21 protein-coding genes are annotated in these 22,522 nt (G+C 66.8%); 19 read left to right on the top strand and 2 right to left on the bottom strand.

Features of this window, described 5'->3' with window-relative positions; genetic code table 11:
- Positions 1 to 580 precede the first annotated feature (580 nt).
- Both VFO93_RS13850 and VFO93_RS13855 read right to left on the bottom strand, forming a co-directional pair.
- On the bottom strand, positions 581 to 1,144 hold the full coding sequence (locus VFO93_RS13850) for a DUF3575 domain-containing protein (RefSeq protein WP_325134975.1): 564 nt from the start codon (positions 1,142 to 1,144) through the stop codon (positions 581 to 583).
- A gap of 73 nt (positions 1,145 to 1,217) precedes the next feature.
- On the bottom strand, positions 1,218 to 2,126 hold the full coding sequence (locus VFO93_RS13855; protein WP_325134976.1) for a T9SS type A sorting domain-containing protein: 909 nt from the start codon (positions 2,124 to 2,126) through the stop codon (positions 1,218 to 1,220).
- A gap of 309 nt (positions 2,127 to 2,435) precedes the next feature.
- On the opposite strand from VFO93_RS13855, the gene VFO93_RS13860 reads away from it, so the two are divergent.
- The 19 genes from VFO93_RS13860 (at position 2,436) to VFO93_RS22380 (ending at position 22,514) form a co-directional block, all read left to right on the top strand.
- Positions 2,436 to 2,759 carry a T9SS type A sorting domain-containing protein gene (locus VFO93_RS13860; RefSeq protein WP_325134977.1) on the top strand — a complete coding sequence of 108 codons (324 nt, stop codon included), beginning with the start codon at positions 2,436 to 2,438 and terminating at the stop codon, positions 2,757 to 2,759.
- A 156-nt stretch (positions 2,760 to 2,915) separates the two neighbouring features.
- The gene (locus VFO93_RS13865; RefSeq protein WP_325134978.1) at positions 2,916 to 3,461 is read left to right on the top strand and encodes a hypothetical protein; all 546 of its coding nucleotides are present in this window, start codon (positions 2,916 to 2,918) and stop codon (positions 3,459 to 3,461) included.
- Positions 3,462 to 3,524: 63 nt separating this feature from the next.
- Positions 3,525 to 4,748, top strand: a complete 1,224-nt coding sequence (locus VFO93_RS13870) for an FISUMP domain-containing protein (protein WP_325134979.1) — start codon at positions 3,525 to 3,527, stop codon at positions 4,746 to 4,748.
- Positions 4,749 to 4,841: 93 nt separating this feature from the next.
- On the top strand, positions 4,842 to 5,378 hold the full coding sequence (locus tag VFO93_RS13875; RefSeq protein WP_325134980.1) for a hypothetical protein: 537 nt from the start codon (positions 4,842 to 4,844) through the stop codon (positions 5,376 to 5,378).
- Between the two features lie 286 nt (positions 5,379 to 5,664).
- Entirely contained in the window at positions 5,665 to 6,885 is a 1,221-nt protein-coding gene (locus VFO93_RS13880; RefSeq protein WP_325134981.1) for an OmpA family protein, read from the top strand.
- 45 nt (positions 6,886 to 6,930) lie between these two features.
- Positions 6,931 to 7,683: a hypothetical protein gene (locus VFO93_RS13885; RefSeq protein WP_325134982.1), complete on the top strand. Its 753-nt coding sequence runs from the start codon at positions 6,931 to 6,933 to the stop codon at positions 7,681 to 7,683.
- 190 nt (positions 7,684 to 7,873) lie between these two features.
- Positions 7,874 to 8,617: a hypothetical protein gene (locus VFO93_RS13890; protein ID WP_325134983.1), complete on the top strand. Its 744-nt coding sequence runs from the start codon at positions 7,874 to 7,876 to the stop codon at positions 8,615 to 8,617.
- A 146-nt stretch (positions 8,618 to 8,763) separates the two neighbouring features.
- Positions 8,764 to 9,246: a hypothetical protein gene (locus VFO93_RS13895; RefSeq protein WP_325134984.1), complete on the top strand. Its 483-nt coding sequence runs from the start codon at positions 8,764 to 8,766 to the stop codon at positions 9,244 to 9,246.
- 35 nt (positions 9,247 to 9,281) lie between these two features.
- Complete coding sequence (locus VFO93_RS13900) at positions 9,282 to 12,386, top strand: sensor histidine kinase (protein WP_325134985.1); 3,105 nt, start codon at positions 9,282 to 9,284, stop codon at positions 12,384 to 12,386.
- A 123-nt stretch (positions 12,387 to 12,509) separates the two neighbouring features.
- Entirely contained in the window at positions 12,510 to 13,145 is a 636-nt protein-coding gene (locus tag VFO93_RS13905; protein WP_325134986.1) for a response regulator transcription factor, read from the top strand.
- 41 nt (positions 13,146 to 13,186) lie between these two features.
- Positions 13,187 to 13,765, top strand: coding sequence for a Crp/Fnr family transcriptional regulator (locus tag VFO93_RS13910; protein WP_325134987.1), 579 nt, complete (start codon positions 13,187 to 13,189; stop codon positions 13,763 to 13,765).
- Positions 13,766 to 13,830: 65 nt separating this feature from the next.
- Positions 13,831 to 14,400, top strand: coding sequence for a DinB family protein (locus tag VFO93_RS13915; protein WP_325134988.1), 570 nt, complete (start codon positions 13,831 to 13,833; stop codon positions 14,398 to 14,400).
- A gap of 133 nt (positions 14,401 to 14,533) precedes the next feature.
- Positions 14,534 to 17,026 carry an outer membrane beta-barrel protein gene (locus tag VFO93_RS13920; protein WP_325134989.1) on the top strand — a complete coding sequence of 831 codons (2,493 nt, stop codon included), beginning with the start codon at positions 14,534 to 14,536 and terminating at the stop codon, positions 17,024 to 17,026.
- A 222-nt stretch (positions 17,027 to 17,248) separates the two neighbouring features.
- Positions 17,249 to 18,256, top strand: a complete 1,008-nt coding sequence (locus VFO93_RS13925) for an AraC family transcriptional regulator (RefSeq protein ID WP_325134990.1) — start codon at positions 17,249 to 17,251, stop codon at positions 18,254 to 18,256.
- A 366-nt stretch (positions 18,257 to 18,622) separates the two neighbouring features.
- Positions 18,623 to 19,537 (top strand): hypothetical protein, encoded by a 915-nt coding sequence (locus VFO93_RS13930; protein ID WP_325134991.1) that lies wholly within the window; start codon positions 18,623 to 18,625, stop codon positions 19,535 to 19,537.
- A complete protein-coding gene (locus VFO93_RS13935; protein WP_325134999.1) occupies positions 19,534 to 19,791 on the top strand; it encodes a T9SS type A sorting domain-containing protein in 258 nt (85 codons plus the stop codon). The genes VFO93_RS13930 and VFO93_RS13935 overlap by 4 nt, the downstream gene beginning before the upstream one ends.
- Before the next feature lie 176 nt (positions 19,792 to 19,967).
- Positions 19,968 to 20,486 (top strand): hypothetical protein, encoded by a 519-nt coding sequence (locus VFO93_RS13940; RefSeq protein ID WP_325134992.1) that lies wholly within the window; start codon positions 19,968 to 19,970, stop codon positions 20,484 to 20,486.
- 131 nt (positions 20,487 to 20,617) lie between these two features.
- The gene (locus VFO93_RS13945) at positions 20,618 to 21,796 is read left to right on the top strand and encodes a P1 family peptidase (RefSeq protein ID WP_325134993.1); all 1,179 of its coding nucleotides are present in this window, start codon (positions 20,618 to 20,620) and stop codon (positions 21,794 to 21,796) included.
- A gap of 196 nt (positions 21,797 to 21,992) precedes the next feature.
- The gene (locus VFO93_RS22380; protein ID WP_414653585.1) at positions 21,993 to 22,514 is read left to right on the top strand and encodes a transposase; all 522 of its coding nucleotides are present in this window, start codon (positions 21,993 to 21,995) and stop codon (positions 22,512 to 22,514) included.
- Positions 22,515 to 22,522: the final 8 nt, after the last annotated feature.

The following is a 22,522-nucleotide window of genomic DNA, read 5'->3' on the forward strand; positions in this document are numbered from 1 at the left end:
TACCGTGACCTTGACGTAGCCTTCGGCATCGCGCCGTTGCTTTTGCAACTGGCGCAACTGCTGGCGCTCCGCATCGGTCAAGCCTACCTTCATGCTGCAAACTACTTACCACCTTTCGCTTTTCACTTCACGACAGGTTTAACTTAAGCGACCCTCGCCGAACAGATTACGCAGCTGCATGCATAAACCAGCCAGGCAGCTGCGCAACAGATAAACTACTGGCTGACGGTGCGCAACTGGCTTATCGGCTGGCGCATTACCGAGTACAGCAGGGCGGTAGCGACCGGGCCGCGTACGGGGAGCGCCTACTACCGGAAGTAGTTTATCACTGCCCCTATCAGGCTAAACCCTTGTTTTTCCGCGACGTGCCCGCTACAGTGATACGCCTGAAGTTGTATTTTGAGGTTGCGCAGTAATTTGTTTTAACGCCCTAGCTGGCGATAGCTGCTGGTGCGTCCCCGCATGGCCACGGGCGGCCCCGCTGAGGCTCTACCGGCAGCACCCGGTATGGCAGGCAAAGCATTAAAAAGGCCCTTGGCTCTTATCGAGCCAAGGGCCTTTTTTCGACTAGACAGCCGCGCTAGAAGGCAAGGCCAAACGTCACGCCCGAGCGGATGCCGAAGCCTTTGAATACGCCCGCGTCGAAGCTAGCACCGGCCCCCGAGCTGCTTTCCTTGAGCTTGATGGTGCCGCCGTTGTAGCTGGGGCCCAGAAAGGTATCGAGCGAGAAGCGCTGCTTGAACAGCCACTGGTGGCCCACTACCACGCCGCCGCCGTAGGTGCTGAGCGAGGCTTCGGCCGTGCCGCCGCCGTCGATGGAAGCGTAGCTGGTGCTGAGCTTCAGGTTTTGGTAGCGCAGAAACGGGCCGACGTAAAAGCCTTGCAGCGCCGGCTTGCTGGCCGACAGGTAGAGCCGGTACTCAGGCGTGAGCGCGAAGCCCGATAGACTGGTGTCGTCGATGCTCCACTTCGTAAACAGGCCACCAAGTTGCAAGCTGCTATGCTCGCCCACAGCGTGCTCGACAAAAAAGGAGCCGGTTTTAACCAACGGGCTGAAAATGTTGGCTTTCACCACGGTGCTTTGGGCCGAGGCCGCCGAAGCGCTGCCCACTAGCAGCGCGGCAGCTAAAAGAAGCTTTTTCATAGAAAAATGCAGAAAAATTGAGGGTAAGTGAGTTGAAGAAGTATGGAGAAAATGCCTGCTTAGTCGGCGCGGGCTACTGAATGACGAGGCGGCGCACGATGGGCCCCTGGGCAGTGGCCAGGCGCAGGGTATACACGCCGGCCGGCTGGCCGCGCAAATCCACCACCCGGCTGGGGGCGGCGGGCCCGGCAGCCTGGGTTAGCACCGGGCGGCCCAACAAGTCGCTCACGCAGAGGGGTATAGCCAGCAGCGTGGGCTCGTGCGCGGCATCGAGGGTGAAGAGGCCGTCGGCGCTGGGGTTGGGGTAGAGCGTGAGACGGTTGGCGAGGGCGTCGGTGCGGGTGGCCGTGGTGGTGCCGGTCAGGTTCAGCTCATCCACGAGCAGGGTAGTGCCCGCCGTGAGGGTAGTGGCCTGGCCCGAGTTGAGGATGATGCGGACGGAATCGGGGGTTTGCGCCCCATAGTAGGTCAGGGGCACCGTGGCCAGGGTGTAGGTAGCGGCCACGGGCAGCACCAGCTGGCCCCCAGCCACGGGCTGGCTCTGGCCGTTCACGGTGCGCGTCAGCAGCACGGTGGCCGTGGCCGAATCGGTGGCGGCCTGCGGGCCGCTCAGCTTGTAGCGCAGCTGCAAGGCCGCCGGCCGGCCGGTGTACGGCACGCCCCCAAAGCCGCCGTCGCGCAGGTTGAGCTTGGTACCCAGCACCAGGTAGCCCGGAAAAACGCCGAAGGGCGCCACGTTTTTCGTTTCGACCCGGGCAGCAAAGCTGCCGGCGTAGGCATCGGTGGTTTTAGACACGGTACCGGTCGCAATTGGAATGCCCAGCGTGGCTTGCAGCAGGTCGTCGGTGGTCAGCCAGCCATGGGCGCGGTCGCCGGCGGCGGTAGTGGTCCAGGTTTCGAAGCCTTTATTAGGCAGCTGCTGGGCCAGGGCGGGCAGCCGGGCGGCCAGCAGCAGGGCCACGCAGAGAGGCAAGCGTTTCATAGGAGAAAAGAGGGAAAAAGGTGAGGTATGGCAGCAAGCCATGCTGAGACTTATCGCTTTGTTTATCAGCCATCTAAATTGACATCACAAAGGTAGTGGGCCCCAAAAGCGGTGGCTTTCGCCAAACGGAGCATCTCTTTTCCGTGGCGGATTTTCGCGCGGCCGGGCCGGGGCTAGCCGCGATAATCCGGCAGCGAAAAGCCGTACTCCGTTTGGCGAAATCCGCCGCGAAAAGCCGTTGGTAGTTTTGCATCATAAACGCAGCAAGCAGGTTTACAAGCCCTTGCGAGCTACCCAAGCCCTACCGCTATGAAAAACTTGCTTTGCCTGCTTGCCAGCTGCTGGCTACTCGCTGCCCCCGCCCGGGCCGCTACCCAGCACGGCCCGGCCGCCGTGCAGGTCTTTCCGAGCCCCGCCCACGGCGAGCTTACCGTGCGGCTGCCCGAGGCCGCGCCCCGCGCCGGCTGGCAGCTAGCGCTGCTGAACGTGCTGGGCCGGGTGGTGTGGCAGCAGGCGCTGCCGGCGGCTACGCCAGCTACGGTGCCCACCGCCGGGATGCCCGCCGGCCTCTACTGGGTGCGCCTGCGCGGGCCGCAGGGCTACGAAGCCGTGCAGCGGGTAGTGTTGAGCTAACGCCTACCCCTCGCCAGCGCCCGCGAGGGCCGCCCTACCACCCGCCCGCAGCGGGGCGGCAGAGCAGCCGCGTGGCTATGCGAAAGCAAAATACTTGCCGCAATACATTGACTTATAACACACTTCACCATCACACTCGCCTTCTTTCTTAAAGCCATGCGCTTGCCTCTTCCAACTTTCGTGGCCGCCGCTGCCCTGGCGGTGCTGCTCGGTGCCTGCCAGGGCCGCCCCGCCCCTACCCCCACCACCGCCGCCCCGGCTCTAGCCGATAACTACTTCAAGGTCAGCTTCAATGGCCAGACGCGCACGTATGCCGACGTATCGTTCGGCGACGGGCAGCTGGGGGCCCTTAAGAGCCTCCACATCGCGGCGGGCTCGACGGCCGACGCCTACCTCACGCTCGACGTGTTTGGCCGGCAAGCGGGCACCTTCCCGTACCGGCAGGCCTTGAGCCAGTACGAGGGCGTGAGCCAGGCAGAGTACAAAATTGGCGGCAAGGTCTTCGCCAGCTACAAGGCGCTGGTCTGCCCCACCTCGGCGGGCTACTACTCGACCCAGGGCCAGGTAGTGATAACCGAGTACGTGCCCGGCCAGCGGCTGCGCGGCACGTTTGCGGGGGCGCTGCTCGACCAGGACGACCCCGACCAGTGCAGCAAGCAGGCCACGCCCTTTAGCGGCGAGTTTTGCCTGACTAAAAACTAGTTAGCTGCCGCGCGGCGTGGCAGTGCATTTCTCTTTCCCTCTTCACCTTTTTTCTTTTTTTAAATGAAAACTTTCCGTTTTGTGTGGGCGGCGGCGTTGCTCGCCGTCTCGACCAGCGCCTTCAGCAGCTGCCAGAACAACATCCCCAGCCCAACGCCGGGTACACCGGGCACGCCCGGCACGCCGAGCACGCCCGCCACTGCCATCCCCGACGCGCTGGTGGGCACCTGGTACGCCGAAAACAACGCCAACCCACTTACCACTAACTGGAACCAAGGCACGTTTCAGGGCTCACCGGGCTTTGCCGAGTTTCGGACGATGGTATTTACCAAAAACGGCACCGGCGCGGAAGAGTACCATTCGGACGTGTACACCAGCGGCACCGACGTAGAGCAGCGCCTGTGCAAGATGACGGGCACGCTCGAATACGACGCCAGCGCCACCCCGGCGCGGCTCACGTTTCATGCCCAGAGCGGCACGGTGCGCGTGTTCAGCAACAAGTACGCGGGCTACAAGGAGTCGCCGATAGTGGCCGCCGACGTGGCCAAGTACAAGCTGACCTGGAGCCAGCCCCAGGCCTCGACCTTCGCCACCAGCCCGAACCATCTGACGGCCAACCTCCTGGACGGGGCCACGGCCGTGGCCGTGAAGTACAAGCAGGTGCCGGGCACGGGCATCACCAACCCCAACGTGGGCAACGGCCTCTACGACAACCCGCCCGCCACGGGCACCTACGTCAAAATCGGCAGCCAGTACTTTCCTACCGCCACCATCGGCAACCACGTCTGGATGACGGTGAACTACGTGGGCAGCGGCGGCCTCAACGATGCGCGCTACCCGCAGCATGGCACCTACTATAAGTTCATGGATTTGAACCAGGTAACGATACCGGCGGGCTGGCGCATCCCGACCCGGCAGGACTACGTGGCGCTGCTGGCCTCGCAGGGCCTGACGCTGGACATGTGGGACGCCACCGACCCCTCCGACGTGCCCTCCAAGCGCAAGCTGGGCCAGCTGATGGCCCCCAGCGTGTGGGCCACGCAGGATGGCTACGCCACTAATAGCTCGGGCTTCACGGCCCTGCCCGGCGACTACCGCAGCGCCAACGCCATCGGCAACGGAATCGGCTCCAACTGCCGCCTCTGGACCTCGTCCAAAGACGCCAACAATACGCCGCTGGGCTTCCAGATTTTTCAGATAGTGGGCGACACCTACGCCGCCATCGCTACCTACCCCATCGGGGCAATACCTCAGTGCCTGCCCGTGCGCCTGGTGCGCGACAAATAGCGAATGCCCGCCCCAGCCGGGGCCGCGCCACGGCGCGGCCCCGGCTTTTTGCTGCCTTGCGGCAGGCCCACTTTTTTCCTCGCTTTCTCTGCCATGCCTGTTTCTGAACTCTATGCCGGCCCGCCCGAGGCCACCGACCCCGCGCCAGCGGCCTCGCTGGGGCGATACTTCTTCTTCCCGAGCCTGGGCCTGGGCGACAGCCAGTTGCATCCGCCGCCCGAAGCTACCGCCGAGGCCACCCTCACGGCCGCGGCGCTGGTGCTGCGCTTCCGGGCCTGGCCCGACGACCTGCGCTTTGAGCTGGACCGGGCCCGGCTGCCCGGCCCGGCCGCCTGGGCTGCGCCCTACGCCCTGCGCAGCCTGGCGCAGCCCCTGGCCCCGGCCGGCGTGCGCTACCGCTACGCCCGGCGGCGGGCCGCGCGGGCCGGGCTGGGCACGGGCGAGCTAGCCGCGCAGCTCGCGGGTAGCGTCACCATCACGGGGTACGATGCGCGGCGGCAGCTGCTGAGCGGCTACTACGAGGTGCGCGCCGCTGGCCAGCCCGACCCGGCCCGCGCCGCGCCCGCCGGCACTACCTGCACCATCTTGCTGGCCGGCGACTTCGACAATGTGAAGCTGCGAGTGAGGTAGCGCGCCCCATGGCTCCGCAGCGGCTGCCTTCCGCCAACAAGTGGCCGCTGAGCTGGCCGCCCGCCCCGTGGCTCCGAAGCCCGCTCCCGGCCTGCCGGGGGCGGGCTTTTGGATGGGCGGGCGAAGGCCGGAAAATCCGCCAGCGAAAAGGAGTACTCCGTTTGGCGGAAGCAGGGCGGCGGGGGCCAGACCGAATTTTGCATCAGCTAACACACAGCGCTTTACCTCGGGCTGATGCACAACTTTTCTCCTGCCCCGGGCTGCCGCAATTACCTTTTTTTCTGTCATGAACCTACTCGCCACCTACTCATTTACTACCCGCCGCGGCCTGCTGGCCGGCGCGCTGCTACTGCTGGGCGCGGTCCCGGCCGCCCAGGCCCAGCTGCGCCTGCCCAACCTGGGCGCGCGCCTCGAAAGCGCGGTAAACAGTCGCCTCAGCCAGCGCACCGACCAGGCCATCAGCAAGGGCCTCGACAAGGCCGAAAGCACGGCCACCAAAACCGTGAAGGGCGACGAGAAAGACCAGGCCAGCCCCGACGCGCCCGCCGCCAGCGGCCAGGCCAGCACGCGCTACGACTTCGTGCCCGGCGCGCAGGTGCTGTTTGAAGACAAGCTGGCGGGCGATGAAATCGGCGAGTTCCCGTCGCGCTGGGAGTTGCTCGAAGGCAGCGCCGAGGTCGCCACCGCCGCGGGCCAGCCCGTGCTACTGCTGGCCAACGGCGCGGCCATCGCGCCGTTGTTCAAGCAAGCCGACTACCTACCCGAGGCCTTCACGCTGGAAATGGACGTGTTTCTGGGGCCGCGCGACCGCTGCCACCTCTGGTTTTGGGACAAGCGCAAGGGCAAGCAAACCGCCAACGGCGACCTGGGCGAGCTGGAAATCAGCCAGAACCAGGTGCACATGCCGCACCGCAACCTGGGCCAGACCCTGGCCGGGGCCAAGCCCGTGGAGGCCGGCCGCTGGCGGCACCTGGAGCTGTCCTTCAACCAGCGCAGCCTCAAGGTATACCTCGACCAGCACCGCCTGCTGAACCTACCCAACGCCGCCGGCCGGCCCACCTCCCTCACCCTGGGCGCGGTGCGCGAGTACCACGGCACCAAAGACGTGCTGGTGCGCCACGTGCGGCTGGCCGCCGGTGGCAAAGACCTCTACGCCTGCCTGGCCGCCGAGGGCCGCCTCGTACGCCACGACATTTTGTTCGACCCCGGCCAGGCGGTCATCAAGCCTGCCTCGCAGCCGGCCCTCGACCAGTTGGCGAGCCTCTTGCAAAGCCAGCCGGCGCTGCGCTTCCGCATCGAGGGCCACACCGACGCCGACGGCGAGGCTGCTGCCAACCTGCGCCTGTCGCGGGCCCGGGCCGAGGCCGTGCGCGCCGCCCTAGTGCAGGCCGGCATCGCGGCCAACCGCCTCACGGCCACCGGCTGCGGCGAAACCAAGCCGCTCGACCCTGGCCTCACCGCCAGCGCCAAAGCCCAGAACCGCCGCGTCGAGTTCGTGAAGCTGTAGGGCGCCCTACTCTTTCTCCAACAATCATTTTACCTCTTTCTACCCATGCAAAAAGTACTTGTTTTCGCGCTGGCCACCGCGCTGCTCGCCGGCCGCGCCCAGGACCAGACCCACCCCGCCGCCCGGCCCGGCACTACCCCGGCCAAGCGCCCGGCCGCCACTGCCCGCAAGCCCGCCGCCCGGCCCGTGGCCAAGCCCACGCCCGCCCCGGCCACCCGCCCGCAGGTGGTGGTGAGCGCCCCGGTAGCCCGGCCCGTGGCCGCCGCGCCGGCCGCTGCTGCACCGGCAGCGGCCCCGGCCCCGCGCGCGGCCGGCAGCCCGGCCGCCTTCGGCAAAAACTCAAACGCCGTGAACCTGGGGCTGGGCTTCGGGCTCGGCTACGGGGTGGTGGGCAGCGGCGCTACCTCGCTGCCTGCGCTCAGCGCCTCGTACATGCGCGGCGTGGCGGCAGCGGGGCCGGGCACCATCAGCGTGGGCGGCCTGGTGGGCTACAAAACCTACACTTGGTCGTATGGCGGCGACAAGTCGGCCTGGCGGCACGTGTTTTTGGGCGCGCGCGGGGCCTACCACTACGGCTTCGGCAACCCCCGGCTCGATACCTACGCCGGCGTGGGCCTGGGCTTGCGCCTGGCCTCGTACGCGGCCAGCCAAAGCAGCGGCTCCGTGTCGGATGGCAGCCAGCTGGAGCTGAGCGGCCTGGTGGGGGCGCGCTACTACTTCACCCACACCGTGGGCGCGTTTGCCGAGCTGGGCTACGACATGAGCCTGCTGAAAATAGGCGCGAGCGCCCGCTTTTAGCGGCTGGCCGCTTGCTAGCTGCACCTGCCAGGCCCTACTTCTTTCTTCTTTTCCTAGTGCCTTTTTCTCACCCTTTTCCTGCTCTACAACCATAAAAACCTCCTTTTTCCTGCTGGCCGCCGCGCTGCTGCTTTCGGGTGCCCAGGCTTCGGCCCAGGCTTACTTCACGGCTCCCGAGGCGGCGGGGCTGGTGGGCGACACTACCCCGGCGGCCCCGGCGGGCGTGCTCACGCAACTTTTGCCGGGGGGCGGCAGCGTTACCTATTTCGAGGCCGAGAACTCGCGCGACGTGCAACACGCGCAGTTTGCCTGGCTGCGCCAAACCTTTGAGGGCATGCTACCTACGGCGGTGCTGTTTGAGGGCGTGGACTGCGGCACCGGGGCCACCGAGGCGGCCACCATCGCCGGGCTGGGTGCGGCGGGCTACGCGCGCTTTCTGGCCCGGCAATACGACGTGCCAGCCACCTCGCTCGACAACGAGCCGGCTACTTATGAGCACCTGCGCGCTACTACCGACCCCGAGCAGCTGAAGCTGTACTACCTGCTGCACGCCGTGCAGCGCTTTCAGCACCGCCCCGATGCCTCGAAGGCGCTCAGCACCAAAGCCATGCGGCAGATAATGGCCAACGGCCATGCCTACCTGCCCGGCACCGGGCACGTCGTCCGCAACCTGACCGCGCTGCGGGCCGCCTATCGCCGGCACTGCCCGGCGGGCGGCAAGTGGTGGCACACCCCGGCCGCCTACTTCGCGGAAGGGGCCTCGGTGGCCAGCGCGCCCTACCCGCTGTTTCGCACCATCACCAGCACCCGCGCCGCGTTTCGGCGGCAGTACCGGGCCAGCCAGCTGGCCGCGTATGACCAGGCCGGGCAGCGGGTGCTGGTGGTAGTGGTGCCGGGCCACGGGCCGGGCCGGGCGCTGGCGAGTGGCCGCTAACCGGGCGCGCCATCCTTTTCAGTGGCGGGGCAGTTTGTAACCGCCATCTCAACTACGATAAAAAAATCGTCTTTGCGCCTGCCGCTGCTGGGGGCCTGCCGGCCCTGGCGGCCTGCCAGAAACCGACCCCCACCCCGGCCGCCAGTTTGCGGCACAACCGCACCTTCGGCACGATTGGCGTGACGCTGGCGCGCACCGAGCAACAGCTAAACCAGCCCGTGAAGGGGCAGGCCCGGCTTACTGCGGCGGCTTTCGAGCTCGCCATCGACACCAACGACGACGAAACGCTGGTAATCAGCGTAGACCGCCGCCGGCTGCCGGTGGCCCTGGAAGGGCAGTATCAGCTGCTCAACCCGGTTTATAACGATAACAACCCCGGCCTCGTGACGTATTCCCGCTTCGCCAGCACTGCCCAAAAGCGGGTTTTTACCAACGTGCCGCCCGCTACCACGGCCACCACGGGCTTTGTGCTGGTGAGCCGCTACGACGCGGCGCGCCGCCTGGTGAGCGGCAGCTACGCGGTCGGCTTCTCGCACGTGCCCGACCCGCCGGTGGCTACGCCCACGGGCACGGGCCTGTGGCAAATCACGCTGGCCGGCCAGTTTGAAAACCTGCCGCTCGGCCAGTAAGCCGGCGCTGCTGGCCGGGCCGATTTCACATCTTTATGCGAGGCGGGCAGCTTGCCCGGGCCGAGCGGGCGGCCCACCTTTGGGTTTTCATTCTGAACCGCAAAAACATGGTGGCCGGCAAGGCACTGCGACTGCTTTTGAGCGTGGCCATCGGCTGGCTGGTGGGGCTGGGCCCACGGCCGGGCCGGGCGCAGGAAGCCGCGCCCTACTTCGTGCGCTACACTACCGAGCAGGGGCTGTCGCACAACGGGGTAACGGCGCTGGCCCGCGACCCGCGCGGCTTTTTGTGGGTGGGCACCTTCAACGGCCTCAACCGCTTCGACGGGGTGCAGTTCAAAGTATTCCGACACACGGCCGAGGCCAACAGCCTGCCCGGCAACTACGTGCTGCGGGCCGGCCTCAGCACCGACCCGCTGGGCAACCTGTGGGTGGCCACCACCCGGGGCCTGTGGCGCTTTGACCCCGTGCGCGAGCAGGGCGTGGTGGTGGACGTGCCCGAGCGGCGCGACCCGCAGGCCGACAGCCACTTGCTGTCGGGCGTCAGCTTCGACCGGGCCGGCTGGGGGTGGTTTTGCTCGGGCAGCCGCCTCTACCGCATCCATCCGCGCACGCTGCGCCTGCGCTCGGTGGCCTTGCCCTACGCCGTGCCCGGCGACTACCCCGACGTGGTGGTGGACGCCCGCGACCGGGTGTGGCTGTTTTTGCAGCGCGCCGTGTATTGTTTCGACGCGGCCACCCGGCGCTACCGCTACTACCTGGGCCGCGACGACCAGCACCCGCAGGGCGTGCCCGTGAATGCCCTGCTGCCGGCCGATGGCCACCGCCTGCTGGCCATGACTGAGCAAGGCGCGTGGCAGTACGCCCCGGCCGCCGACCGCTTTGAGGCGCTGCCGGTGCCGCCCGTGCGCTTGTTTGCCGCCGCCGCGCTGCCGCAGCCCGATGGGTCGCCCGCCTGGTGGCTGGGCGGCGCCGACCGGCTGCTGCGCTACGAGCCTGGCCGCCCGCGCACCAGCTCCTTCGAAACCCGCGCCGACGACTTGCACAGCTACCCCGGCAGCATCACGCTGGCGCTGCTGGCCGACCCGCGCCTGGGCTTGCTGTGGGTGGGCTCGGCCCGGGGGTTGGCCTTGCTCGACCCCCAGGCCACGCGCTTTGGCCGCCAGCTGGTGCTGACGCCCGACCCGCACCGCTACCCCGAGGAAGTGCAGCTGGTGCAGCAAGACCGCGCCGACGACTCGCTATACTGGGTGACGAGCCGGCCCACCGGCCTCTGGCGCTGGCGGCGCGGGCAGCTGACGCCGCTGCGCCTGCCCACTGGCCTGGGCCACCACGTGCGCTACGTGCAGCAGGATGCCCGGGGCCGCCTCTGGTTGGGTTTGGCCGGGTCGGCCTTCGGCCTGGCTTGCTACGACCCGGCCACCGGCCGCTGGCAGCCCCGGGGCCGGCTGCCGGCCGGGCTGCCCCCGCTCAGCCTCACCCGGCTTTGCCTCGACCACGCGGGGCGGCTGTGGCTGGGCTCGTTTGAGCAGGGGTTGTTCTGGTACGATGCTGCGGCCGACCGCATTCGCCCCTTTGCCCTGCCGGATGACACCTTGCGGGCCGCCCGCCACACCGTGCGCGGCGTGCAGGAAGACCGCTGGGGCCGGCTGTGGGTGCGTACCAGCCAGGGGTTGTTTCGCATCGCGGCCGACCGGCGGCGCGTGGTGCCGGTGCCCATCCGCACGGCGGGGGCACCCATCAAGCTCACAGCCATGCTGCAAAGCGCCCTGCTACTCGACCGCGAAAACCGGCTGTGGCTGTCGGGCATCGGCTTTGTGGCCGAGGCCGACACCACCGGCCGCGTGCGCCACCTCTACACCGCCGCCAACGGCCTGCGCACCGACCAGACCTTCGACCTGGCCGAAGATGCCCGCGGCCATATCTGGCTGGCCACCGATGGGCCGCTGCACGAGCTAAACCCCGCCACCGGCACCTTTCGCTACTACGACCAGGGCAGCGGCCTGCTGCCCATCACGGTGTACCAGGTCTTTACCCGCAACCGCCAGGGCGAGCTGTTTTTGGGCGGCACCGGGGGCTTCAACTACTTCCGGCCCGCGCAGCTGCGCCGCCCCGCGCCGGCCCCGCCCGTGGTGCTGACCGAGGTGCGCGTGAACAACCAGCCGCGCTACCTGCGCCCCGGCCAGGCACTGGCCTTGCGCCCCGGCGAAACCACGCTTACCGTGGGCTTTGCGGCGCTCAGCTTCAGCCAGGCCGCCAAAAACCGCTACGCCTACCGCCTGGAGGGCTTTGACCTGGGCTGGACGACCACCGACGCCCGCGCCGCCACCTACACCAACCTGGCCCCCGGCCGCTACGCCCTGCGCATCCGGGCGGCCAACGCCGATGGGGTGTGGAACCAGGCCGGCCAGACGCTAACCGTGCAGGTGCTGCCGGCTTACTACCAGACGTGGTGGTTCCGGCTGGGGCTGGGGCTGGCGGCGGCGGCCCTGCTCTGGAGCGTGTACCGCTACCGCGAGGGGCAGCGCCGGCAGCTGGCCCGCGTGCGCGACCACATTGCCAAAGACCTGCACGACGACATGGGCTCGACGCTGAGCAGCATCCGCATTTTCAGCGAGGTAGCCCAGGGCCAGCTGGGCGGCGCGCACCCGCAAACGGCGGCCCTGCTCCAGCGCATCAGCCAGAATGCCAGCGCCCTGGCCGAGTCGATGCAGGACATCATCTGGACCATTAAGCCCAACCAGGACGGCCTGACCGATGTGGTGAGCCGCCTGCGCGAGTTTGGCCTGCGCCTGACCGAGGCCAAGGGCATCGCCTTCGACATGCAGGTGGCCGAGCCCTTCCCGGTACTGACTCTGAGCCTGGAGCAGCGCCGCAATTTGTACCTGATTTTCAAGGAGAGCGTCAACAACGCCGTGAAATACGCCGACTGCGCTACCCTGACCGTGGCGCTGGCCGTGCAGGGGCGGCAGCTGCGCTTGAAAATCGCCGACGACGGCCGGGGCTTCGACCTAGCTACCGCCCGCGCCGGCAACGGCCTGGCCAATTTGCAGGCCCGCGCCCAGGCCATTGGCGGGCGCGTGGCCATTGCCACGGCGCCCGGCCGGGGCACCACCATTACCCTCACGGCCCCGCTGGGCTGATTGGTGTTGGGTGTTGGGTGTTGGGTGTTGGATAGCAAGCCGAAACTTAGCCCTTACGCAGTTAATTATTTTATTGCTTGCCGTTGAATACCAAACACCCAACACCCAACACCTGTACCCCCCATGCCCGACATCCGCATCATTCATTACGAAGACAACCGCGAGCTGCGCGAGGGGCTGGCCTTCCTCATTCAGGCTACGCCGGGGCTGGAGCTGGTGGGCTCGTTTGCCAACTGCCAGCGCATCGGCGAGGAGGTGCGCGCCCTGCGCCCCGACATCGCGCTGATGGACATCGACTTGCCCGGCATCAGCGGCATCGAGGCCGTGCCGCTGGTGAAGGCCGCCGCCCCCGCCGCCCAGGTGCTGATGCTGACCGTGTTTGATGATGACGACAAGATATTCCGGGCCATCCGGCACGGGGCCAGCGGCTACCTGCTCAAGCACACCGCGCCCGGCGAGATAATGGCCGCGCTGGTAGACCTGCACCGCGGCGGCTCGCCCATGACGGCCAGCATCGCGCGCCGGGTGCTGCGGCACTTCCAGGCACCCGCCGCCCCGGCCGAGGACTACCGCCTCTCGCCCCGCGAGCTGGACATTGTGAAGGGCCTGGTGGCGGGCTACAGCTACAAGCTCATTGCCAGCGACTTGTTTATCAGTATCGAAACCGTGCGCTCGCACATCCGCAGCATCTACGAGAAGCTGCACGTCAACTCCAAAACCGAGGCCGTGCTTAAGGCCATGCGCGAGGGGCTGGTGTAGCGCGGGCGGCAGAAAGCACCCCACGCTCTTACTTTGCGCCCATGCCCGAACCAAGTGCTTCTGCGCTGCTGCTGGCGCTGCTGGGCCAGGTGCCCGGCCTGAGCCCGGCCGAAACCACGGCCCTCGCCGCCCGCTGGAACCGGGGGCTGCACCTACGCCGGGGCGAATTTCTGGTGTTGCCAGGCGAGGTGGAGCAGCGCCTGTGTCTGGTGCGGGCGGGGTTGCTGCGCATCTACTACCCCATTTTGCCGGGCGAGGAAACCTGCGTGGGCTTTGGCTACGCCAACTCGCTGCTGTGCGCGTTTCCGTCGTTTGTGACGGGGCAGCCCTCGGCCTACGGCATTCAGGCCCTGCGGCAGAGCGAGCTGCTGGCCATTAATCGAGCCGATTTTCAGGAGTTTATGGAAAACAGCCCGGCGCTGGCCCGCTTCTGGCGCGCCGAGCTGGAGAAGGCCCTCATCGGCCGCATGGAGCACGAAATCGACCTGCTGCTGCCCGACCCCGCCCAGCGCCTGGCCCGGATGCGGCAGCGCAGCCCGCACATCTTCCAGGTGGTGCCGCGCAAGTACCTGGCCTCCTACCTGCGCATGACGCCCGAAACGCTAAGCCGCCTGCGCTAATTCTTGCGCCAAATCAAGGTTTGGGGATAGCTGGTGGTCAGAACTTTGTCAAAAAACCAACCACCATGAACCCCGATTCTTTCCTCACCGCCCTGGCCCGCGCCGTGGCCGAGGTGCGCGCCACCGCCCACGCCGAATTTGCCCCGCTGCCGCCCGCGCTGCTCAACCAGCGGCCCGCCCCGGCCAGCTGGAGCATCCTGGAGTGCCTGGAGCACCTGAACCGCTACAGCCGCTACTACCACGCCGCGCTCACGAAGGCGCTGGCCGCGCCCCGCGCCACTACTGCCGGCCCGCTGGCCGAGGTCGGCTACTCCTGGCTGGGCCGCAAATCGGTGGAGCTGATGCGCCCCGCCAACGCCAAAAAGCAAACCACGCTCAAGCACATGAACCCGCTGGGTAGCCGCCTCGGCCCCGCCGTGCTGGCCGAGTTCGACCAGCACCAGGCCCGCCTGCTGGAGCTGCTGGCCGCCGCCCACCGCGCCGACCTCAACCGCAAGGCCGTGCCCGTGGAGTTTTTCCGGCTGCTGAAGCTGCGCCTGGGCGAGGCGCTGGAGTTTGTGGTGGTGCACCAGCAGCGCCACGTGCAGCAGGCCCAGCGCGTGCGCGCCGGCCTGCGCGCCGAGCTGGCTTGCTGAGCTGGCAGAAGAGCGGCGCACCCGCGCCCTAACATGCCCGGCCGCGCCCCAGCCCGGCTTTTCACATGTTTATGGGATTGACGCGCCCGGGCAGAAAGCCAACCTTTGTATCGTCTTAAAACCCACGATACTGATGCTTTTCTCACCTGCTTTCTGCACCCGGCGGCGCGCCGTTTCGCGCCACTTTTTGGCGGTGGTGGCCGGCGCTGCGCTGCTGCTCGGCAGCTCCCAAGCGGCCACGGCGCAGGCGCCCGGCCGGGCCACGCTGGCCGGCACCGCCCAGGATGCGGCCGGCCAGCCGGTGCCCTTCGCCATTTTCGTGCTGGTGCCCGCCGCCGACACGGCCCGCGTGCTGCAAGGCGTGACCGGCGACCTGGCCGGGCACTACGCTTTCGAGGGCGTGGGGCCGGGCACCTACCGGGTGCGGGGGCAGCTGCTGGGCTACCAGTCGGCCACCTCGGCCGCGCTGAATGTGGTGGCCGGGCAGGCCCCGGCCGCCGTGCCGCCGCTGGTGCTGAAAACCGCCGCCCGCCGCCTGGCCGAGGTGACCGTGACGGCCGAGCGCCCCTTCGTGGAGCAGCTGCCCGACAAAACGGTGGTGAACGTGGAAAACAGCTTGGTGGCGGCCGGCGGCACGGCCCTCGACGTGCTCGAAAAAGCCCCCGGCGTGGTGGTCGACCAGCAAAACAGCCGCCTCCAGCTCAAGGGCCGCGACGGGGTGCTGGTGATGCTGGATGGCAAGCAAACCTACCTTTCGCAAACCGAGGTGGTGAACCTGCTGCGCAACACGCCCAGCAGCAACGTACAGCGCATCGAATTGATAACCAACCCCTCGGCTAAGTACGACGCGGCCGGCAGCGCGGGCATCATCAACATTGAGCTCAAGCGCGGTACCCGCACCAGCGCGGCCGGCACGGCGGGTAGCCTCACGCTGGGCGGCGGCTACGGCCGCTACCCCAAGGGCCAGGCCGGCTTGGCCCTCAACCACCGCGCGGGCCGCTGGAATACCTTCGGCAACTATAATATCGACTACCGCAAGCGCTGGAGCTTCACCGACGCCAGCCGCCGCACCGGCACCGGCGACTCGCTCATCACGCTGCGCGACCAGAACGAGCGCATCACCGAGGGCACCACCCACACCTACAAGGTGGGGGCCGACTACCGCCCCGGGGCCCGCACCACCGTGGGCGTGCTCAGCAGCGGCTACCTCGACGCCGGCCGCGCCCAGGGCCTCAGCGACAACCGCTTTACGGGGGCAACCGGACAGCTGCTGCGCATGGCGCCGCTGGTCAATACCTCCAACCGCACCACCCAACGTTTCACGGCCAATGCTAATTTTCGCCACACGCTCGACTCGCTGGGCCGCGAGTTGACGGCCGACGTGGACTACGCGCAAGTAAGGATTGAGCAGCGCGATTTTATGGCCACTCGCTTTCTGAACGCGGCCGGCGAAGAAACCCAGCCCGGCCGCCTGCAACGCAACGAAACGCCCTCGACCATCGGCATCTGGGCGGCCAGGGCCGACTACGCGCACCCGCTGGCCCACGGCCGCAAGCTCGAAGCCGGGGGCAAAATAAGCTACGTGAGCTCCGACAACGACGTGCAGTTTGGCACGCTGAACGGGGCCGAGTACGTGCCCGACCCGCAGCGCACTAACCACTTTCTGTACCGCGAAACCATAGCCGCCGCCTACCTAAGCGGGCAGCAGCAGTGGCAGAAGTGGAAAGTGCAGGCTGGCCTGCGCCTGGAGCACACCCGCGCCGTGGGCACCTCGCTCACGCTGGCCCAGGAGCTCGACCGCGCGTACCTGAACCTGTTTCCCAGCGCCGCCTTCAGCTACGCGGCCGGTGCCGACCACGAGTGGCAGGCGTCGTTCAGCCGCCGCATCGACCGGCCCAGCTACCAGACGCTCAATCCCTTCGTGTACGTGCTCAATGCCTACAGCTACCGTCAGGGCAACCCCTACTTGCAGCCGCAGTGCACCAACGCCGGCCAACTGGGCTACACCTACCGCGGCGAGTACACGGCCACCCTCGGCTACAACCGCACCACCGACGTGCTGACCGAAGTGTACGAGCAGCGCGGCCCCGTGCTGGTGGGCACCACCGCCAACCTGGCCGTGCTGCACAACGTGGCCCTGAGCCTGGGCGCGCCGCTGCAAGTAAACGCCTGGTGGACCGTGCGCGGCACGGCCGACTTGTTCTGGGATGCCTACCGGGCCACGTCGCAGGGCGTGCCGCTCCACTACCAGCGCCTCTCGGCCAACCTCACGCTGAATAACCGCCTCAAGCTGCCCCACGGGCTCACGGCCGAAGTATCGGGCTGGTACAACTCGCCCGGCCTCAGCGGGCAGCTGCTCGGCCGCAGCCAGAGCCAGCTCAACCTGGGTTTGCAAAAAAGCCTCTGGCACAACGCCGCCACCCTGCGCCTCAACGTATCCGACGCGCTGAACATGACCCAGATGCAGGGCACCATTCAGCACGCTACTACCGACCTCACCTTCCGCAGCCGCTGGGAAAGCCGGCAGGTGCGCGCCACCTTCACCTACAGCTTCGGTAACCGCGAGCTGAAGGCCGCCCGCCAGCGCCGCACCAGCGCCGAAGATGAGCAAAGCCGGGTGAAATAAGTTGCCGCCGGGCCGTTGCGCCGGGCTCCGGCACCTGCTACCGGCTTGGCTGATGCCGAGGTATTTTAACATATTTGTGGGATTGACAAGCTAATTAAAACCTGCCACCTTTGCCTTAGTCAATACCCCAAGCCACTGACCGCTAGCTCTTGAGGGCAAACCGGCTGGTAGCCGCTCCCAATCGCCCGCTTCTTTACAAACTGCCAACTTCCCTTTCTCGTTATGGAGCCGTTTTTTCAGTTTCGCACCGCCGAGTTTACCGACAATTGCCAGACCACGCTCACGCAGCAGGCGGGGCTGCTGCACGCCGCTACTACCTGGCAAAGCGGCGCGGGCTCGGCCTCCTTCTCCGATTACTTTCTCGACGGCTTTCAGCTCACGACCATGAGCGGGCAACTGCCCCAGCCGCTGCGCTTGGAACTGGACGTGCAAAAGCCCTGGATGGCCATGATGTACCAGCTCGACGGGCAAATCGACTCCAAGGCCTGCGCCCTGCGCCCACTCACCATCGGCCACGGCCAGCAGAATATGATGGCCGACGAAGCGCCGTCTAACCTCTACACCTTTCAGGGCCAGCAGCATACAAGCTTTACCGTTCATATGACGCGCGAGTTTTTTACCAGCCTCGTGACGGCCAACGAGGAGTGGCTGGGTGTGCACCGCCAGCAGCTGAGCCAGCCGGGGCCGTTTGTGCTGCTGCCGCAGGGCGCGGCCATTTCGCCCACCCAGCGCGCTTTGATTCAGCAGATTATCAACTGCCCCTACAGCGGGGCGCTGAAAAAGTTATTTCTGGAAGCCCGCTTCCTCGACCTGTTTATCGAACAGCAAAACCAGCTCGCGCAGTTGGCCGCCCGCCCCAACCCGCGCGACCGCGACCTGCTGCACGCCGTGCGCGACTTTCTGGACCAGAACTACGCCGAGCCGCCGAGCTTGCTGGAAATCGCCCGCCTGTTTGGCACCAACGACTTCAAGCTCAAGAAGGGCTTTAAGGAGCTGTTTAACAGCACGGTATTCGGCTACGTGGCCGAGCGCCGCCTCACGGTGGCCCACCAGCTCATTGCCCTCACCGACCAGCCGGTGCAGGAGGTGGCCGAGGCGGTGGGCTTCACCAGCCCGGCGCACTTCGCCACGGCCTTCCGCCGCCGCTTCGGGCTGCCGCCCTCGCAGGTGCGGCGCGCGCCGCAGCCCTTCTTCGCCGAGGCCCTGTGCGCCTCGCTGGTGGCCGCCTGAGGCCGGGGCCGGCGGCTTGTTTTCTGACCAATTCCTTCCATTCTTTCCTGCCTGTTTAGCTAGCAAAAGGCCCTGGCGTGCGGTGCGCGGCAGGGCCTTTTGTCGTGCCGGGTTGGCAGCCGGCGCGGCCCGGCACTGGGCTACCCGCCTGCTGAATCCGGGGTGGGCCAGGCGCGAAAAATCCGGTAGCGAAAAGGTGTACTCCGTTTGGCGAAAGCACTGGGCGGGGCCAGCGGCGCAACTTTGTATCATCAATTAGCGCACTGTATAATAGCATCTTAAACAAGATAAGCAGTAGGCTAAAAAGACCAATCCCGCCTGCTGACCCGTGCCCGCCACCCGTCCTTTTCCCATTTTTTACAGCTCATGAAAAAGCTACCTCCCGCCGCCGGCCTGTGGCTGGCCGCTGGCTTGCTGATGCCCGCACTGTCGGCGCAGGCCCAAACTTTCTGGCAGCAAACGCCTACCTCGCCCTACGGCTCCAAGCGCGAGCTGGTGGCCACCAGCGCGGCCACGCTGCTCACCACCGTGCCGGGCGGCCTGCTGCGCACCACCGATGAAGGCAAAACCTGGGCGCTGGTGTGCCGCACCGGCCCCGTGTACCGGCTGCTGGCCACGCGCGCCGGGCACCTGCTGGCGGGCGGGCAAGGCAAAATCTACCGCAGCTTTGACGCCGGCACCACCTGGGATTCGGTGGCCCTGGCCACCTCCTACGCCGTGCGGGCCCTGGCCGAAACGCCCGCCGGCACCCTGCTGGCCGGCACCGGCGACGACCTGCCCGGCAAGCCCGCGGTGGGCGACGGCGTGTTTTACTCTACCGACAAAGGCACCAAATGGACGCCGCACAACAGCGGCTTCGGCACCGGGCGCTACATCAACCAATTGGCGACCGACCGCCACGGGCAGCTCTACGCTACGGTGTCGAATGCCTGGGGCCAGCACCAGCCGGGGCTGTACGTGGCCGCCGACACGCACAGCCGCTGGCAGTCGGTAGCTGTCGACATCCGGGGCATTGGGCGGGTGCAGGCCAGCGAGATAACCTGCCTGTTTTTCGCGCGCTGTGGCGATTGGTACAACTCGCGGGCTGGGAGCGCTACCAGCCGCTACGGCACGCTGGTATCCAGTAACCTCGGCCACGCCTGGCGCGTGGAGGACGCGGGCCTCGGCTGGAGCATCCACGGCTTCCGCAACGAGCAGTTTTTTGCCGAGCTGCCCAACGGCAAGCTCTTCCTGGTGCAGGACGCCGACGAGCAGGCGTACTGGCGGCAGGCCACGGGCTGAGCACGCCCCGCCCCAACCGCACCGCCGAGCTTCAGCTCTACCCCACCCCTACCACCGACGCGGTGCAGCTCACAAACCTCACTGGCCAGCCGCTGGCCGCCCTCGCGCTGCTCGATGCCACCGGCCGGCAGCTGCGCCCGCTGCCCGCCGCCGCTACCAGCCTGAGTTTGGCCACCGAGCCGGCTGGTGTCTACCTCGTGGTAGCTACCCTGACCGACGGCCGGGTGCTACGGCAGCGGGTAGTGAAGCGGTGAGAGCCGGCAGGCTTTCCAACTAAAGAATCAGGTAGCAAGACCAGGTCATGCTGAGCGTAGCGAAGCATCTCTACTGGCTCATCCGGGCCATACAACGAAGCGGCAGAGATGCTTCGCTGCGCTCAGCATGACTCGTCTTAAAGCCTCGCACACCACTCAATAACTCACTACCAACCATGAATCTTCTGCTTTCCTGCCTGGCGGGCTTGCTCAGCCTCGCCGCCTACGCCAATACGCCGCTGGCGCTCACCATCTACCACGGGGCCGCGCCGGCGGTGGCCTTCACCGTCAACGGCGGCAAGTTTCACAACCAACGCTTCAGTATCGCCAGCCCGCCCGACGTAGGCAAGCGGCCCGGCGCGGCCATCGGCTACTGGAGCCAGCGCCCCGGCGCAGGCACCGAGCTGGATGCCAAAAGCGAGAAGCCGCTGGGCCTGCTGCTGCATGTGCCCGCCGCCGGCCGGGGCCAGGTGGGCACGTTTCCGCTCTTTGCCGGCGCGGTCATCAGCAACGGCAGCACCGCGCCCGACATCACGCTTACGAAGGGTAGCGTCACCATCACGGCCTACGGCGCGCGCCTGGTGGGCACGTTCACGGCCAGCGGCAGCTACGTCGATTTTGCGGCGGGCATGAAAACCGTGCCCGTCACGATTAGCGGCGGCACGTTTGACCTGGCGCGCGGGGCTGACCGCTAGGCGCGGCCGGAGCTGTATAGCTGGCGCTAAATCTTGTAAATCAATACTCAACAGCGCCAAATCCGGCTTACCGGACGGAAATTAGCAGACTCCCACAATCCGTATTAGTAACCTTCCCTAACACTACTACTATGAAACGCTACCTGCTTTGGGGGGTGCTGGGCCTGCCGCTGTGCCTAACGGCCGCCGCCCCGCCCACCGGCCCCGGCAAGCCCCGCGCCCGCCAGTTGGGCGTGCCGTTTGAGGGCACGCCCGGCCCGCACAATGCCATCACCGATGTACCGGGCGTGCTGGTGGGCTATAAAACGCTGGTGAAAGGCACGGGCCGGCTGAAAACCGGCACCGGCCCGGTGCGCACCGGCGTCACCGTCATCTTGCCCAGGGGCCGCACCGATGCGCCCGTGCCCGCCGCCTGCTTTACTTTCAACGGCGATGGCGAGATGACGGGCCAGCCGGCTATCGAGGACTATGGCACTACCAGCGGGCCCATTGGCATTACCAATACCAACAGCGTGGGCGTGGTGCGCGACGCCATCGGGGAGTGGAGCATCCGGCAGTTTTCGCGGGGCGCGGGCGTCGATTTCTCGTTTGGGCTGCCCGTAGTGGCCGAAACCTTTGACGGGCTGCTCAACGACGTCAACGGCCTGCACGTCACGAAACAACACGTGTGGGAGGCCCTCGCCGACGCGCACGGCGGCCCGGTGGCCGAGGGCAACGTGGGCGGCGGCACCGGCATGGCGATGTTTCTGTTTAAAGGAGGTAGCGGCACGGCTTCGCGCGTGGTGCGCGTCGACACGGCTCACTACACGGTAGGCGTGTTTGCGCAGTGCAACTTCGGGGGCCGCAAAGACCTGGTGGTGGCGGGTGTGCCCGTGGGCCAGGAAATCAAGGACTTGCTGCCCGTGATGCACTCCAAGGAAAAGGATGGCTCCATCATCGTAGTGGTGGCGACCAATGCGCCGATGCTGCCTTCGCAGCTCCGGCAGCTGGCCAAGCGCGTCACTATCGGGCTGGCGCGCACCGGCGGGCTGGGGCGCAACAGCTCGGGCGATATTTTCCTGGCCTTCAGCACCCAGGGCCCGCTGGCCAACGACAAGGGCACGCTCGAAACCTGGCACTCGGTGCCCAAAGAGCGCCTCGACGGGCTGTACCAAGCCACCGCTCAGGCCACCGAAGAAGCCATCATCAACGCCCTGGTAGCCGCCGATACGATGGAAGGCATCAACGGCAACACGCTCTACGGACTACCTGCCGACCGCCTGCAAGCCGTGCTGCGCCAGTACAACCGCCTGCTTGATGTAAAGAAATGAATTATCGCATCCGATTGCCAATTTACTTCGCGCGAAGTTGCCACTCCCCCATAGCTCCCTTTTAAGGTTGCTTTTTATTGTTGAGGCCCAGTTGATGGTCTGCTGCTTGAGGCAAACAGCATTTCTGGGTGGCAGTGGGGTAGCTTGAGGCGGTCTAGCTGAAACGGACAGGGAGTAGTCTTAACTTTCCCTGCCAATGCCCGAAAAGAAACCGACTGACGGCCAGCCCATCCCACGCAAGAAATATACGCCTGCGTTCACAGCCGAGTGCGTTCGGCAGGTAGCCGCCGGAGCCAGGCAATCTGACGTAGCCCGTGCCCAAGGTATCTCGCCTACTCTGCCCGGCCGCTGGCAACGCGCTGCGCTGGAGCAGGCGCTCACGTTGCGCCAGCCCGGCCGGGCTTGGTTATCCACGCCGACCGGGACAGGCAGCACACCAGTGGGGCCTGCCGCCAGTGCATCACCGACGCGGGGGTGCTGGCCAGCTACGCCCGGCCGGGCAACCCCTACGACAACGCACAAGCGGAAGCGGGCTGGAGCAACCGAGTTGCTGCCACACGGCGGGGCAGCCTGGCAGAAGCCCCGCCGTGTGGCTTACTACCTCGACACCTATTTTAATCTGGGCCGCCGCCACTCGGCGCTCGGCTACCGCTCGCCGCACCAATTCGAAGTGGACCTACTTCAACACCTACCTCAGTACCCTGTCCGTTCCGGCTAAACCATCCC

Origin of the sequence: Hymenobacter sp., assembly GCF_035709525.1 — a bacterium.
Classification (GTDB): Bacteria; Bacteroidota; Bacteroidia; order Cytophagales; family Hymenobacteraceae; genus Hymenobacter.